This window comes from Kineococcus halophytocola (genome assembly GCF_041276425.1).
Taxonomy (GTDB): domain Bacteria; phylum Actinomycetota; class Actinomycetes; order Actinomycetales; family Kineococcaceae; genus Kineococcus; species Kineococcus halophytocola.
The window spans coordinates 1-13,505 of sequence record NZ_JBGFTU010000029.1 but is presented as its reverse complement, the minus strand read 5'-3'; the positions used below and the strand labels follow the sequence as shown (position 1 = coordinate 13,505).

The following is a 13,505-nucleotide window of genomic DNA, read 5'->3' as shown; positions in this document are numbered from 1 at the left end:
GACGCGCTCAGTCGACCCCGGCGTCGGCCCCCGCGCGGTCTCGACCCGCCGGTGGCGCGACCCGGTGACGGTGGTGGACCTTCTCGGTGTACATCGCCTCGTCCGCGCGGCGCAGCAGGTCCTCGAAGGGGACCGGCTCGGCGCTCAGCGCGGTGCCGACGCTGGCGGAGATGCGGACCACGACCCCCTCGAGGTCGAACGGGGTCCGCAGCGCGGCGGCGGCACGGGCGGCCACCTCCGCCACGACCGCGGCGTCCCCCGTGGCCAGCAGCACGACGAACTCGTCACCCCCCAGCCGGCCCAGACCGTCCCCGGGGCGCACCAGCGCGGCCAGCCGGTCCGCGACCGACCGCAGCAGCAGGTCACCGGCGGCGTGACCGTACCGGTCGTTGACGGGTTTGAAGTGGTCCAGGTCCACGAAGACCACCGCCGCCGCGTCGGCCGGGAGCCCGGTGAAGTGCTCGTGCAGCCCGGCGCGGTTCAGCCGCCCCGTCAGCGAATCGTGGGTGGCTGCGCGCAGGAGCGCGTCGTGCCGGGTGCGCCGCTCGAGCTCGAGGGCGGCGCTCTCGGCCTCCCGCTGGGCGGCGAGCAGGGCGACGTTGCCGATGAGGGCCAGGGACAGCACCACCGTGACCACGGTGGCCACCAGGTCCAGCGACCGGGGCAGGGGGGTGGGCAGCCAGCCGGTCTGCACCAGGACCTGCAGCGTCGCGGTCACCACCAGCGTCATCGCCACGCAGGGGCGCCAGGCCCGCGACCCGCTCCACTGCAGGTGGACGCTGGCGGCCAGGGCGGCGAAGACGGGGAAGAGGAAGGCCACCCCCGTCGGCGCGAGGGTCGCGGCGAACATCACGACGGCGATCGTGATCCGCAACCACACGCGGTTGTCCAGGCGGCCGCCGCCGATCCACCGCTGCACCGGGTCGACCCGCACCAGGAGGGCCGCGGGCCAGCCGAGCACCTGCGTCCACCACGGCGCCAGCACGGCCTCGTCGGGCAGCGCCCACCAGATCGCCCCCGCCAGCGCCGCAGCGCCCACCGCGGCACCGACGACAGCCGCACCCGTGCGGGGCGCGCCCCTCACGACCGGCCCGGCGCGGTCCGGCCGGCGGCGCCGGACGAACCCCGGGACGCAGCCCTACGCGCACCGCCTGACACACCGCCTCCAAGGCCCGATCCGTCGTGGGCCCCGGCCCGCCGTCCTCAGGACCATCGGTACCGGTCCCCACAGGCTCGATGGGGCGAACGAGTGAGCCCCGGGCGCGGCTCAGCGCGCCGGGCGTCCCGCGGCGGAGCGGTTCCGCTGCGGATCGACGTCGATCGAGGCGAGGATCACGCGGTGGCGAACCGCCGGGGGTCGACGAACCCGGTGTCGAGGAAGGGGTCCTCACCGACGACGAGCTGGGCGACGAGCTCGCCCACCCCGGCCGCGTGCTTGAACCCGTGCGCGGAGTCCCCGCCGGCGACGACGACCCGCTCGGTGCCGTGCGGTCGGCCGATGACGAACTGCTCGTCCGGGGTGTTGTTCACCATGCACGGTGTCGCCTTCTCCGGGGTCGGGTCCACCCCGGGGAAGGCGCGGGCCACGGCCGCGCTCAGCTCGGCGCTGTCGCTCGCGTGGACGAAGCGGTCGAGCGTCTCGGCCTGCGTGGGTGCGAAGTTCTCGCCGTCCGGGAGCAGCCCCAGCTTGATCCCGTAATCCTCCGCCGACCCGTGGCCCCAGACCTCGGTGCCGTCCGGCAGCGCGCGGGTGAAGGCGGGGAAGGCGTCGAGCGCGTAGTCCTGCTCGTGCCCGGGGTGGGCGCGGAAGAAGAACATCGGCATGCGTCGCGGGTCGAGCGGCAGGTCCGGGACGAGCGTCCCGAGCCAGGCCCCGGTGGCCACGACGACCTGCCGGGCGGCGATCGTCGCCGTCGGCGTGCGGACGAGCACGCCGTCGTCGGTGGTCTCCACGGCGGTGACCGTCGTGTGCTCGAACACCTCCGCACCGAGCCGGCGGGCCTCCGCGACGTGCGCACGGACGTTGCGCTCGGGGTAGCAGATGCCCGCCCACGGGTCCAGGACACCGAGGTCGTCGTCGTCGAGCCACGCGTAACCGGGGTAGGTCTGCCGGACCTCCTCGGCGTTGAGCGTCTTGACGGGGACACCGGCGACCTCGGCCGCGGCGAGGGTGCCGGCCACGGGCGCGCTGGTGGGCGACCCGGTGTTGAGGCAGCCGGTCTGGCGCACGAGAACCTCCCCGGTCCGCTCCCCCAGTTCCGTCCACAGCGCCAGGGAGCGCAGGGCGAGCGGGGCCAGGGCGGGGTGCTCGTAGCAGGCGACGCGGAACAACCGGGTCGCACCGTGCGAGGAACCGAGCGCGTGGCCGACGCCGAAGCGCTCGACGCCCGTCACGCGGACGCCGCGGGCGGCCAGGCGCCACAGGGCGGCGGACCCGAAGGCGCCGAGGCCCACGACGACGACGTCGGTCTGGAAGGCAGCAGGGGTGGTCGTGGGAGTGTTCACAGCAGTCCTCCGGGTCATGCCAGGGCGGAGCGGCGGGTCTCGGGCGCCCAGGCGAGCGAGGCGACGAGCCCGACGAGCGGGAAGACGGCGGCCAGCAGCAACGTGCCGTGGGCACCGAGGGTGTCGAGCGAGACGGGCAGCAGGTAGGTCGCGAGCGCCGCGCCGATCCGGCTGAAGGCGGCCGCGAAGCCGACGCCGGTGGTGCGCAGCCGCGTCTCGAACATCTCGCTGGGGTAGACGAACTGGATGTTCGAGGCGCCCGAGATGACGAGGGTGAAGAGGCCGAACGCGGCGACGACGAGGACACCGGGCGCGTCGGGGAACAGGCCGATGACCAGCAACCCGACGACCATGACGGCGAAGCTGGAGACGACGAACGCCCTGCGGGACAGCAGGTGCAGCGCCCAGACACCGAGCCCGGCGCCGACGAGCTGGAGCAGGTTCATCAGGAGGTCACCGGTGAAGCCCTCCTGCACGTCGAGCAGGGCGAGAATCGGTCCGACGAAGGTGAAGATGGCGAAGAACGGGGCGACCTGGCAGAACCAGAACAGGCCGGCGTAGAGCGACTGCCGCCAGCGGGCGGCGGTGAACAGCTCCGCGAGACCGACGCGGGTCGTCTCGGCGGGAGCGACGGCGGGGATGGCGTAGTCGCCGATGCGGTCACGGACGATCCGCTCGGCCTCGGCCGTGCGGCCCCGGGCGTGCAGCCAGCGGGGGGATTCAGGGAGCCCGGTGCGCGCCACGAGGACGACGAACGCGGGGACCGCGCTGCTCGCGAGCAACCACCGCCACGCGTCCGGCTCAACGGCTGAGCCGATGAGGAACGCGGCGACGAACCCGACGATCCACATCGCCTGGATGGACCCCAGGAGCGCTCCGCGGGGGCGGCGTGGGACGAACTCGGCCAGCAACGCGGCACCCACGGCGTACTCGACGCCGATGGCGAGGCCGAGCAGGATCCGCACGGCCACGAGTTGCCAGGCGCTGTCCACGACGAGCTGGGCCAGCGACAGCACGACGAAGGCCAGCAGGTTCCAGAGGAACACGCGGCGGCGGCCGAACCGGTCGGCGACGCCGCCGAAGAACAACCCGCCGACGAAGACGCCGATGAGCGCGCTGGCGGCCAGCAGGCCCGACCCCAGCGCGCTCAGGCCGAGCTGCGTGGAGGCGGGTCCGACGGCGTGACCGATGACGCCCAGGACGTACCCGTCGAGCGCGGCACCGCCGAGGACGCAGACCGTGGCGAGCAGGTGGATCCGGTCGAAGGGGGCGTCGTCGAGGGTGGGCCGGGCGGTGCGGGTCGTCGTCGACGCGGGTTCTGGCTGCGCTGTCACGGGCACCTCGCGGGGTCGGTCCGCCCGGCGGTCGGGCGGTGCGCACCAGTCTCGGCAGGGCGGGGGCTGCGTTCATCCGCGCGCGCGAGGACGTTCCCGGTCGTCAGTGCTCACCCCGGAGGAACGGGGCCACCCCGGACACCCGCACGTCACGCGCGAGCAACGCGAGCTGCACGGCGGCCCGGTCGCGGCCGTCGGCGAGGTCGAGACCGGTGCGGGACTCGACCTGCTCGAGGCGGTACCGCAGCGTCGTGCGGTGCACCACGAGCTCGGTGGCCGTGGCCGTCGTGTCCCCCGCGTGACGCAGGTAGGCGGCGACGGTCGCGCCCGCCGTCCCCGCGCGGTCGGCGTCGAGCAGCTCCTCGAAGCGGGCCAACGCCGGGGTCCGCACGGGGACGGCTGCCGCCCGCAGGAAGGCGGCGAGCGGGCCGAGGTCGCTCCAGCGGGTCGACCCGCCGGCCCGCAGGTGGTGGGCGGCGAAGGCGGCGAGCGCCGCCTGCACGAACAGCTCCCGCAGGTCCTCGACCTCGCCGACGTCGCTGGTCCCGAGCGCGACCGGACCTTCCGGCGGGTCCGCCGGCGGGGTGGACCGCCGGACGGCGCCGACCAGCACGGGGAACTCCTCGACGGCGATGACGCGGTGGTCCACGACCCGCTCGGCGCGGGCGGCCCGGTGGGCGAGGTCGGTCAGGCGGGTCCGTCCGTCGGTGAGCGCGGGGTGGGCCACCGTCACCTCGTAGCGGCGGCCGGCGTCGACGAAGCGTTCGGCCCGCAGCAGGTCCAGGACGTGGTCGGGGTCGACCCCGCGCACGAGCTGGACGAGGAGGGCGTCGACGAGCGGTTCGTCGAGCACGCCGGTGTGCCCGCGTTCGGCGAGGATGCGGCCGAGCCGCAGGCAGGCGTCACGCACCAGGTCCTCGTCGAGGGGCCGGCCGTCGTCCATGAGCCACAGCGCCCCGAGGTGGACGCCGTTGCAGCGCACCGGGTAGCACAACCGCGGCCGCAGGCCGAGGGCCTCGTGGCCCGGGACGCGGACGGGCCCGTCGGCGGTGGCGAGGTCGAAGCGGCGGAACCACTCCACGGCCTCGGGACCCGCCCCGCGGGCCAGGACCACGCTGACCCGGTAGGGGTCCTCGTCACCGAAGTGCCGGCTGCCGGCGAGGAGGGCGAGGTCCGGGTCGTCGAGCATGACGGAGCGCCCGAGCGTCTCGGCCAGGTGGTCGACGATGCGGTGGACGTCGTCGAGCAGCGCTCTCCTCACACCGGACATCGTGCCGCGGACGCGCGGCTCAGCGCACCGCCCGGCGGTGACGGACGACGGTCACGACGGCGACCACCACCGCGCCCACGACGAGCCCGACGAGCGCGCTGCCCAGCGTGCCGACGAACCAGCCCAGCACCCCGCCGACGCCGGCGACGCCGTGGACGGCCTCCTCGAGGTGGTGCACGGCGTCGTGGAGCCCGTGGAACCCGAGCTCGTCGGTGCCGACGAGCAGGATGTGGCCGCCGACCCAGAGCATCGCGGCGGTGCCGACGACGGTCAGGACCGTCAGCAGCTTCGGCATGGCGGCCACGAGACCGCGCCCGAACCGCGCCAGACCGGCCGAGGGGCGCTGCGCGAGCGCCAGCCCGACGTCGTCCATCTTCACGATGAGCCCGACGGCGCCGTAGACGAGCAGGGTGATCGCGACACCGACGACGACGAGGATGACGAGGCGGGACCAGAACGGCTGGTCGGTGACCTCGTTGAGGGAGATGACCATGATCTCCGCGGACAGGATGAGGTCGGTGCGGATGGCGCCGGGGACGATCGTCTGCTCGTCCTTCGGGCCGTCCTCGTGGCCGTGGCCGTGCCCGGACACCTTGGCCCACACCTTCTCCGCGCCCTCGAAGGCGAGGTAGGCCCCGCCGAGCATGAGGATCGGGGTGAGGAGGAAGTCCGCGAACTGACTGAGCAGCAGGATCACCGGCAGGATGATCAGCAGCTTGTTCCGCAACGACCCGACGGCGATGCGGCGGATGATCGGCAGTTCGCGCTCGGCGGTCAGCCCGCGGACGTACTGCGGGGTGACGGCCGCGTCGTCGACGACCACCCCGGCGGCCTTGGCGCTGGCCCGGGCCGCCGCCGCCCCGATGTCGTCCACCGAGGCGGCCGCCGCCCGCGCGATGAGCGCGACGTCGTCGAGCAGGGCAACCAGTCCACCGGCCACGGCGTGTTCCTCCCAGGGTGCGTCGGGTGTCCTCCCAGCGTGTCACGCGGTGGCGGGACCTACCGCGGGATGCGCAGGTCGTACTGCGCCACCTTGCGGTACACCGTCGCCCGGCTCATCCCGAGCTCGGTGGCCGCCTGCTTCACCGTCATGCCCGGCGTGGTGAGGACGCGGACGATCTCGTCGCGCTCGACCGCCTCGATGCGCGAGAGGCGGTGACCGGAGCGGCTGAACAGCTCCGGCGGCAGGTGCCGGGTGTCGATCGTGTCCGCCTGCAGCGCGGCGCGCCGCACGACCCGGTGCAACTGGTCGACGTTCCCCGGCCACGGGTACGTCTCCAGCGCCCGGGCGGCCGCCGGGGTGATGTCCAGGTCGCGGCCCCGGGTCCGCCGCACGACGTGGTGGGCCAGCGGCAGCACGTCGCCGGGGCGCTCGCGCAGCGGCGGCACGGGGACGACGGCGTCGACGAGCCCGGCCAGCGGGGCGGGGACCTCGGCGAGGTCCTCGGCCGTGAGGACGACGGGGAACCCGGGCCGGGCGGTGCGGGCGGCGACGACGAGCGCGTGCAGCTCCGCCGCGGCCCGCGCGGGCAGCGCGTCGACCTCGCCGACGACGACGGAGGTGTCGGCCTTGCCGAGCTCGGGCGCCCACAGCGCCAGCCACGCGTCCAGGTCCTGCGGGGCCGGTGGGCTCGCGGCGAGGATGCGGTCGCGGGGGCGGACGGCCCGCACGGCCTGGGCCAGCAGCGTGGACCGGCCGGTCCCGCGCTCCCCCACCGCGATGACGACGCGGCCGGCGCGGACGGCGGTCTCGGCGCGCTGCAGCGCCTCCCGCCACCCGGTGGACAGGGTGTGCACGGTGCCGCTGCCCGGTTCCAGAGTGCCCGCCTGGACGTGGAACACCTCACCGCGGGGCGCGGGCCGGGGCGAGCGGCCCCGCGAGCGGGCGAGCATGAGCGCCGACGTGGCCCCCGCCGCGGACTGCGCCAGGGCCAGCAGCAACCGGCCGGGCTGCTCGGCCCACGTCGTGATGTTGACGCTGCCCTCCAGGCGGCCGGTCACGGGGTCCAGGACGGGCACGGCCGCGCAGGTGTACCCGGCCAGGCTCGTCGCGTAGTGCTCCCGGGCCCGCACGACGGCCGGGAGCCGGTCGGCCAGGGCCAGGCCGAGGCCGCTCGTGCCGGCCTCGCGCTCGGAGAACGCGAACCCCGGGGCGAGGTGGACGGCGTCGAGGCTGCGCAGCAGGGACGTGTCCCCTGACAGGCGGTTCAGGACGAGTCCCGCGGCGTCGGTGAGCATGAGGCTGAGGGGTTCGTCGGCGAGGGTGCGGTGCAGGTCGGTGAGCACCTCCCGGCCGCACTCGAAGAACAGCGACTCCTGCTCCCACGTGCCGGAGAACACGGGCTCGACGGCCTCGGTGGGGACGCCGTACTCGCTGCTGCGCCGCCAGGACGCGACCACCCGGTCCCCCACCGCGGCCCCGGCGCGCTGCGGGTGCGGTCCGGGTCGTCGCTGCGCAGCTGCCCCGCCCACGGCCTCTCCCCTCCCTCGGGTGCGACCACGGTACGTCCGGCGGCCGGGCCCGGACAGCCCCGCGCGTCTCAAAGTGAGACACGCACGACCCCCGCGGAGCCGGCCGCCCTCCTACCGTCGTGCCAACGCACCGCCCCGTCACCGGAGATGGAGAGCAGCAGCATGTACACCAAGGACGGCGAGAAGTACTTCATCCTCGACGCGCACGTCGCCCTGTGGGACGCGCGGCCGGAGAACCAGCGCAACGTCCACGGCAAGCAGTTCATCGACTGCTTCTACGACTACCACCGCAACCTCAGCCCGGCCTCGGAGCTGTGGCCGTACGAGGAGTACCTGTACCAGGGCGGCGAACGCCTCATGAAGGACCTGTTCACCGACGGCTACGTCGACCACGCGATCTTCCAGCCGGCCCGGCTGGGGGAGTTCTACGTCAACGGGTTCGGCCAGACGCAGGAGGCGTTCGCGCTCGCGTCGGCGAACCCGGACAAGCTCACGTACAACCACTACTTCGACCCCCGCGACGGCGAACGCGGCCTGGACCGGCTGCGCCGAGACGCCGAGGAGATGCACCTGCAGGGCGTCAAGCTCTACACCGCGGACTGGCACGGGGACTCCCGCGGCTACAAGCTCAGCGACCCCTGGACGTACAAGTACCTCGAGGTGTGCCGCGAGGTCGGGATCAAGAACATCCACGTCCACAAGGGCCCCACCATCCGCCCCCTGGACCGCGACGCGTTCGACGTCGCCGACGTGGACCACGTCGCGACCGACTTCACCGACCTCAACTTCATCGTGGAGCACTGCGGGCTGCCGCGTCTTGAGGACTTCTGCTGGATCGCGACGCAGGAGCCGAACGTGTACGCCGGGCTCGCCGTCGCGCTGCCGTTCATCCACACCCGGCCGCGCTACTTCGCGCAGATCATCGGTGAACTCCTCTACTGGCTGGACGAGAACCGGATCTTCTTCTCCAGCGACTACGCCCTGTGGACGCCGAAGTGGCTCGTCGAGACGTTCGTGGACTTCCAGATCCCCGAGGACATGAGCGAGTACGCCCCGCTGACGACGGACCAGAAGAAGAAGATTCTCGGCCTGAACGCCGCCGCGGTCTACGACATCCCCGTGCCGGAGGAGCTGCAGGTCGCGAACCCGCCGCAGCACGCCGAGCCGCAGGCCGTGGCGGTGGCGTGATGCCCGCTCTCCTGCCCGCCGTCCTGCCCGGAGCGCGGACCGATCTGCGCGAGGAGTGCCTGCAGGCGTTGTCGGTGGTCCTGGACCCCGAGCTCGACGAACCGATCACCGACCTGGGGTTCGTCCGTTCCCTCGCGGTCGACGGGGACGTGGTCGTCGTCCACCTGCGGCTGCCGACCTCGTTCTGCTCCCCGAACTTCGCCTACCTCATGGCCTCGGACGCCAAGGACGTGCTGAGCGACCTGCCGTGGACGCGGACGGTCCTCGTCGAACTCGACGACCACCACGACTCCGACCTCATCAACGCCGGCCTGGCCGCCGACGCCGGGTACCGCGGGACCTTCGGCCACGAGGCCGAGCGGGACCTCGACGACCTGCGCCTGACGTTCCGGCGCAAGGCGCACACGGCGGCGATGGAACGCGCGCTGACGACGTCGCTGCGCGCCGACGCGGACCTGCGGGAGGAGGACCTCGGTGACGTCGTGCTCGCCGACCTGCACGACGAGCGGACGAGGGACGCGCTGCTGCGACGGCGCGAGGCGCTGGGCCTGAGCACCGACCCGTCCGCTCCCGTCCTCGTCGACGACCACGGCACCCCCTACCCGCGCGAGGAGGTCCCGCTGCGGTTGCGACGGGCCCGCTCGACGCGCATCTCCATCGACGGGAACGCGCACTTCTGCCGCGGCCTGCTCGCCACCCGCTACCCCGGGTCGGAGGCCGACCAGGCGTTCCGGCCCGAAGGGTCCGAACCGGGCGACCTGCGGGGGAACCACCCGCTCCTGCCCCTCGCCGTCGTCACCGGCGCCACCACCAGTTCCAGGGAGACCGCGTGAGCACCATGCGATCCGTCCGGGTCACCGGCTACCACCAGAAGCTCGAGATGCACGACGTCGCCGTCCCCGAGGTCACGGGCCCGCTCGACGTCGTCGTGAGGATCGGCGGCGCCGGGGTGTGCCGCACCGACCTGCACATCCTCGAGGGCCAGTGGGCCGAGAAGTCCGGCGTGGCGCTGCCGTACACGATCGGGCACGAGAACGCCGGCTGGGTCGCGGCCGTCGGGTCGGCGGTGACCAACGTCGCCGAGGGCGACAAGGTGATCCTGCACCCCAACATCACGTGCGGGTTGTGCCGGGCGTGCCGCTCGGGGGACGACGTGCACTGCGCGAACAAGGTGTTCCCCGGCATCGACAGTGACGGCGGGTACGCCGAGTTCCTCAAGACGTCGGCGCGCAGCGTCGTGAAGATCGACGACGCGCTGGAGCCGTCCGACGTGGCCGCGCTCGCCGACGCCGGCCTCACCGCGTACCACGCGGCGGCCAAGGCGGCCCGGCGCCTGCGGCCCGTCGACCGCGTCGTCGTCATCGGGGCCGGCGGTCTCGGGCACATCGGCATCCAGGTGCTGGCGGCCATGACGGCGGCCGAGATCGTCGTCGTCGATCGCAACCCCGACGCGGTGGAGCTCGCCGAGAGCATCGGCGCCCACCACGGCGTCGTCGCCGACGGTTCGCACGTCGAGCAGGTGCTCGAGCTCACCGGCGGGCACGGTGCGGAGGTCGTCGTCGACTTCGTCGGTGAGGGTGGTTCGACGGCGCAGGGGCTGAAGATGCTGCGCGAGGCCGGCGACTACCACGTCGTCGGGTACGGCGAGAACATCGACGTCCCGACGATCGACATCATCTCCACCGAGATCAACATCATCGGGAACCTCGTCGGCTCCTACAACGACCTCACGGAACTCATGGCCCTGGCCGCCCGCGGGCTGGTGAGGCTGCACACCGTGAAGTACGCGCTGGACGACTTCCAGACGGCGGTCGACGACCTCGACGCGGGGCGGGTTCGCGGACGCGCCATCCTCGTGCCCTGACCCCTCGGTGGACGGCCCTCCGGGGCCGTCCGCCGGTGGGTCAGCCGAGCCCGTAGCGTTCGCGCCAGCCGGTGTCGGCGCCGGTCGCGCCGTCCGCGACCAGGCCGTCGACGACCGCGAGGTCCCGAGCCAGCCGATCGATCACGTAGGCCAGGTCGATGCGGGTCAGGACGGACTGCGGCAGCGCGTCCGCTCCGTGCGCGGCTCCCAGGAGCGCGCCCGTCACGGCACCGACCCCGTCGGGGTGCCCCGCCGACCCGGCCAGACCGAGAGCCGCGTCCACGTGCCCGGGGTGGCTCAGGACGCAGTAGGTGGCTCCCCACAGGGCGGCCGCAGCACCGCCACCGGCGGCGCCACCGCGCAGGACGACGGTCGAGGCGGGGGTTTCGCGCGCGGCGCGCACGGCGTCGTCGACGACGGCGACGGCCGCGAAGTCCACGCCGAGCAGGACCGCCTCGCGCAACCCGGAGGCGACCGCCTCGACGGGATCACCGGTGCGGAACGCAGCGGCGGCGAGGAGGACGGCCAGCGCCGACGGGGCGAAGGCGCGAGGCCCGTGGGTGAGGGCGACGGAGTCGACCGCGGCGGTGACCGCCCGCGGGGCGTCGCGCTCGACGTGGGCGGACAACGGCAGCGCGCGGACCAGGGCGTGCCAGCCGTCGGCCGCCGTGACCGGGTCCGTGCGCGTGCCGGCACCGCCGGCGACGAGGGCGCGGACGGTGTCCCGCGGGTCCCCCGCGGCCCGGTCCAGCAGGGGGACCTCGTCCAGCCAGGCGGTCCGGGGACCGGGCATCCGTGCTCCTTGGCGGACCTGCGCCCACCGGCGGTAGGCGTCGAGCAGGTCCGAGCGCGGATCGGCCGCTCTCCCCCGGCTCGTCCGCAGGGACGTCCGGATGCCGGCGGCCGCGGTGAAGCACGCCAACTGGGTGGCGACCCCGTGCGGGAGGACTCCCGTCGGGGCCGGCCCGGCGGCGAGGGCCTCCCCGACGGCCAGTCCGTGCAGGAGGCCCCGGACGCGAGGAGTGCGCAGCGGACTGCGCGCGGGGCTGGGGACACCGGTGCTCACCCTGGAGTCGTCGGCCCCGCAACGGTGGGGGTCGAGCCGGCCGATGAGAAACCACCCGGATGGCGTCGGCGACGGGTCAGCGGGGACGGATCAGGTACCTTTCGGCCCCGTCGTAGCCACCGGCGGCGGCGGTCACCTGGTCCCCGACCCGGTCCAGCCCCGAACCCGCCTCTGCCGCGGCCTGGGCCAGCGTGTCGAAGAGGGCTCTCACCGCGGCGCGCGCCCTCCCCACGGCCCACCCGTCGACCCCGTCCGCGGCCGTCCGCAGACCCGGGGCCCTGGCCGCCACCCGGGCCGCGTCCGCCCGCACGGCGGTGGCGACCGCCGTCAGTTCCTCCGTCACGACTCCGTAGCGCACGACTCCCCCTCCGCCGACCTCGACGGCTCGACGGTAGGGCTCGTGCGGACGAAGTCGTCCTCGTCCTCCACACCCCAGCCGGCCCGGGACGAGGCGTTGCGAGCCGGTAACCGAGGGGAGTACCGTCGACCGCAACTACTTGAAGCTACTATCAGTTGGTGGACGGCATGGACAGGTCAGACGGACAGCGGCTCGAACTGGGCTTCCTCACCTTCGTCGCGGACGAGGGGTCGGGCGGTGCCGGTCCGGCGCTGCGGGACGGCCTGGCCCTCGTCCGGCACGCCGAGGACCTCGGGTACGACTCCGCCTGGGTCCGCGTCCGTCACCACGAGCCGTACCTGTCCTCGCCGATGACGTTCTTCGCCGCCGCCTCGCAGGTGACGCGGCGCATCGCGCTCGGGACCGGTGTCATCCCCATGCGCTACGAGGACCCGCTGCGCCTGGCCGAGGACGCCGCGACGGTGGACCTGTTCTCCGGCGGACGCCTGGAGCTGGGTCTCAGCAACGGCATCGCCCCGCTCGCGGCGGCGCTCGACGCCGTCCACGGCACCTCACCCCGCGGTTTCGCCGGGGAGGCGCAGCACCGCATCGACGTCCTGCGCCGGGCGATCGCCGGCGAACCGGTGGCGCAGGCCGCTGCGCAGTACATGGGCGTCCCCGCCGGCGGCGACCTCACCGTCACCCCCCACGCTCCGGGCCTCTCGGACCGGCTCTGGTACGGGGCGGGCAGTGAGGCGACGGCCGTGCGCACGGGACAGCAGGGCCTGGACCTGCAGGTGTCGACCCTCAACACCGAGGAGACGGGCGAACCCTTCGACGTCGTCCAGGCACGCCAGATCCGCAGCTACCGCAAGGCCTTCGCCGAGGCCGGCCACGCGGGACGGCGCCGGGCCCGGACCTCCGCCGGTCGCATCGTGCTGCCGTTCCTGTCGCCCCAGGACGCCGAGGACCACCACGCGTTCCTGCAGGGCTACGCCTCGGGCATGACGCAGGACGGTCGCCCCAGGAACGGGTCCGGGGCTCCCGTCCGGTACAGCGCGGCCCTCAGCGGCGACCCCGACAGCATCGTCGAGACGTTGCAGGCCGATGAGGCCCTGACGGAGACGGACGGCCTCATCGTCGTGCTGCCGGCCGAAGGATCTCTGCAGGTGCACCAGCGCGTGCTCACCGCGGTCGCCCAGCACGTGGCCCCCCACCTGGGGTGGACGCCGGTCCTTTGAGCCGGCGGGCGGGCTCGGGGGCGCAGAACCCCCGGGAACGCAGAAGAGGGGAGCAGCCCCGCCCACAGGCGGTGCCACTCCCCTCAACCATGCTCACTGCAAAGAGTGAGTGGCCGGCGGTGACCTACTCTCCCACCCAGTCTCCCGAGCAGTACCATCGGCGCAGGTGGGCTTAGCTTCCGGGTTCGGAATGAGACCGGGCGTTTCCCCACCGCTATGACCACCGGA

Annotated in this window: 12 protein-coding genes and 1 rRNA gene; 4 read left to right on the top strand and 9 right to left on the bottom strand. The window is 73.9% G+C overall.

Annotation, left to right across the window (positions count from 1 at the left end; genetic code table 11):
- Nucleotides 1-7 precede the first annotated feature (7 nt).
- The 6 genes from AB2L27_RS18775 to AB2L27_RS18750 form a co-directional block, all read right to left on the bottom strand.
- Nucleotides 8-1,039, bottom strand: a complete 1,032-nt coding sequence (locus AB2L27_RS18775; RefSeq protein ID WP_370443015.1) for a GGDEF domain-containing protein — start codon at nucleotides 1,037-1,039, stop codon at nucleotides 8-10.
- 293 nt (nucleotides 1,040-1,332) lie between these two features.
- Nucleotides 1,333-2,505 carry an N-methyl-L-tryptophan oxidase gene (gene solA / locus AB2L27_RS18770; protein WP_370443014.1) on the bottom strand — a complete coding sequence of 391 codons (1,173 nt, stop codon included), beginning with the start codon at nucleotides 2,503-2,505 and terminating at the stop codon, nucleotides 1,333-1,335.
- A gap of 14 nt (nucleotides 2,506-2,519) precedes the next feature.
- Nucleotides 2,520-3,839 (bottom strand): MFS transporter, encoded by a 1,320-nt coding sequence (locus tag AB2L27_RS18765; protein ID WP_370443013.1) that lies wholly within the window; start codon nucleotides 3,837-3,839, stop codon nucleotides 2,520-2,522.
- Between the two features lie 103 nt (nucleotides 3,840-3,942).
- A complete protein-coding gene (locus AB2L27_RS18760; protein WP_370443012.1) occupies nucleotides 3,943-5,100 on the bottom strand; it encodes a helix-turn-helix domain-containing protein in 1,158 nt (385 codons plus the stop codon).
- A 28-nt stretch (nucleotides 5,101-5,128) separates the two neighbouring features.
- Nucleotides 5,129-6,049 carry a DUF808 domain-containing protein gene (locus tag AB2L27_RS18755; RefSeq protein ID WP_370443011.1) on the bottom strand — a complete coding sequence of 307 codons (921 nt, stop codon included), beginning with the start codon at nucleotides 6,047-6,049 and terminating at the stop codon, nucleotides 5,129-5,131.
- Nucleotides 6,050-6,108: 59 nt separating this feature from the next.
- Nucleotides 6,109-7,581 carry an AAA-type ATPase lid domain-containing protein gene (locus tag AB2L27_RS18750; RefSeq protein ID WP_370443010.1) on the bottom strand — a complete coding sequence of 491 codons (1,473 nt, stop codon included), beginning with the start codon at nucleotides 7,579-7,581 and terminating at the stop codon, nucleotides 6,109-6,111.
- 162 nt (nucleotides 7,582-7,743) lie between these two features.
- On the opposite strand from AB2L27_RS18750, the gene AB2L27_RS18745 reads away from it, so the two are divergent.
- The 3 genes from AB2L27_RS18745 to AB2L27_RS18735 are packed head-to-tail and all read left to right on the top strand — an operon-like array spanning nucleotide 7,744 to nucleotide 10,633.
- Nucleotides 7,744-8,769 carry an amidohydrolase family protein gene (locus AB2L27_RS18745; protein WP_370443031.1) on the top strand — a complete coding sequence of 342 codons (1,026 nt, stop codon included), beginning with the start codon at nucleotides 7,744-7,746 and terminating at the stop codon, nucleotides 8,767-8,769.
- Entirely contained in the window at nucleotides 8,769-9,602 is an 834-nt protein-coding gene (locus tag AB2L27_RS18740) for an iron-sulfur cluster assembly protein (RefSeq protein WP_370443009.1), read from the top strand. The genes AB2L27_RS18745 and AB2L27_RS18740 overlap by 1 nt, the downstream gene beginning before the upstream one ends.
- Nucleotides 9,603-9,607: 5 nt before the next feature.
- On the top strand, nucleotides 9,608-10,633 hold the full coding sequence (locus tag AB2L27_RS18735) for an NAD(P)-dependent alcohol dehydrogenase (protein ID WP_370443030.1): 1,026 nt from the start codon (nucleotides 9,608-9,610) through the stop codon (nucleotides 10,631-10,633).
- Between the two features lie 40 nt (nucleotides 10,634-10,673).
- On the opposite strand, the gene AB2L27_RS18730 is transcribed toward AB2L27_RS18735, so the two are convergent.
- Both AB2L27_RS18730 and AB2L27_RS18725 read right to left on the bottom strand, forming a co-directional pair.
- Nucleotides 10,674-11,699: an ADP-ribosylglycohydrolase family protein gene (locus AB2L27_RS18730; protein ID WP_370443008.1), complete on the bottom strand. Its 1,026-nt coding sequence runs from the start codon at nucleotides 11,697-11,699 to the stop codon at nucleotides 10,674-10,676.
- Nucleotides 11,700-11,775: 76 nt separating this feature from the next.
- Nucleotides 11,776-12,057 carry a WXG100 family type VII secretion target gene (locus AB2L27_RS18725; protein ID WP_370443007.1) on the bottom strand — a complete coding sequence of 94 codons (282 nt, stop codon included), beginning with the start codon at nucleotides 12,055-12,057 and terminating at the stop codon, nucleotides 11,776-11,778.
- A gap of 167 nt (nucleotides 12,058-12,224) precedes the next feature.
- Between AB2L27_RS18725 and AB2L27_RS18720 the strand changes: the two genes are divergently transcribed.
- Nucleotides 12,225-13,277: an LLM class flavin-dependent oxidoreductase gene (locus AB2L27_RS18720; RefSeq protein ID WP_370443006.1), complete on the top strand. Its 1,053-nt coding sequence runs from the start codon at nucleotides 12,225-12,227 to the stop codon at nucleotides 13,275-13,277.
- A 111-nt stretch (nucleotides 13,278-13,388) separates the two neighbouring features.
- On the opposite strand, the gene rrf is transcribed toward AB2L27_RS18720, so the two are convergent.
- Nucleotides 13,389-13,505: ribosomal RNA gene (gene rrf, locus AB2L27_RS18715) — 5S ribosomal RNA — on the bottom strand.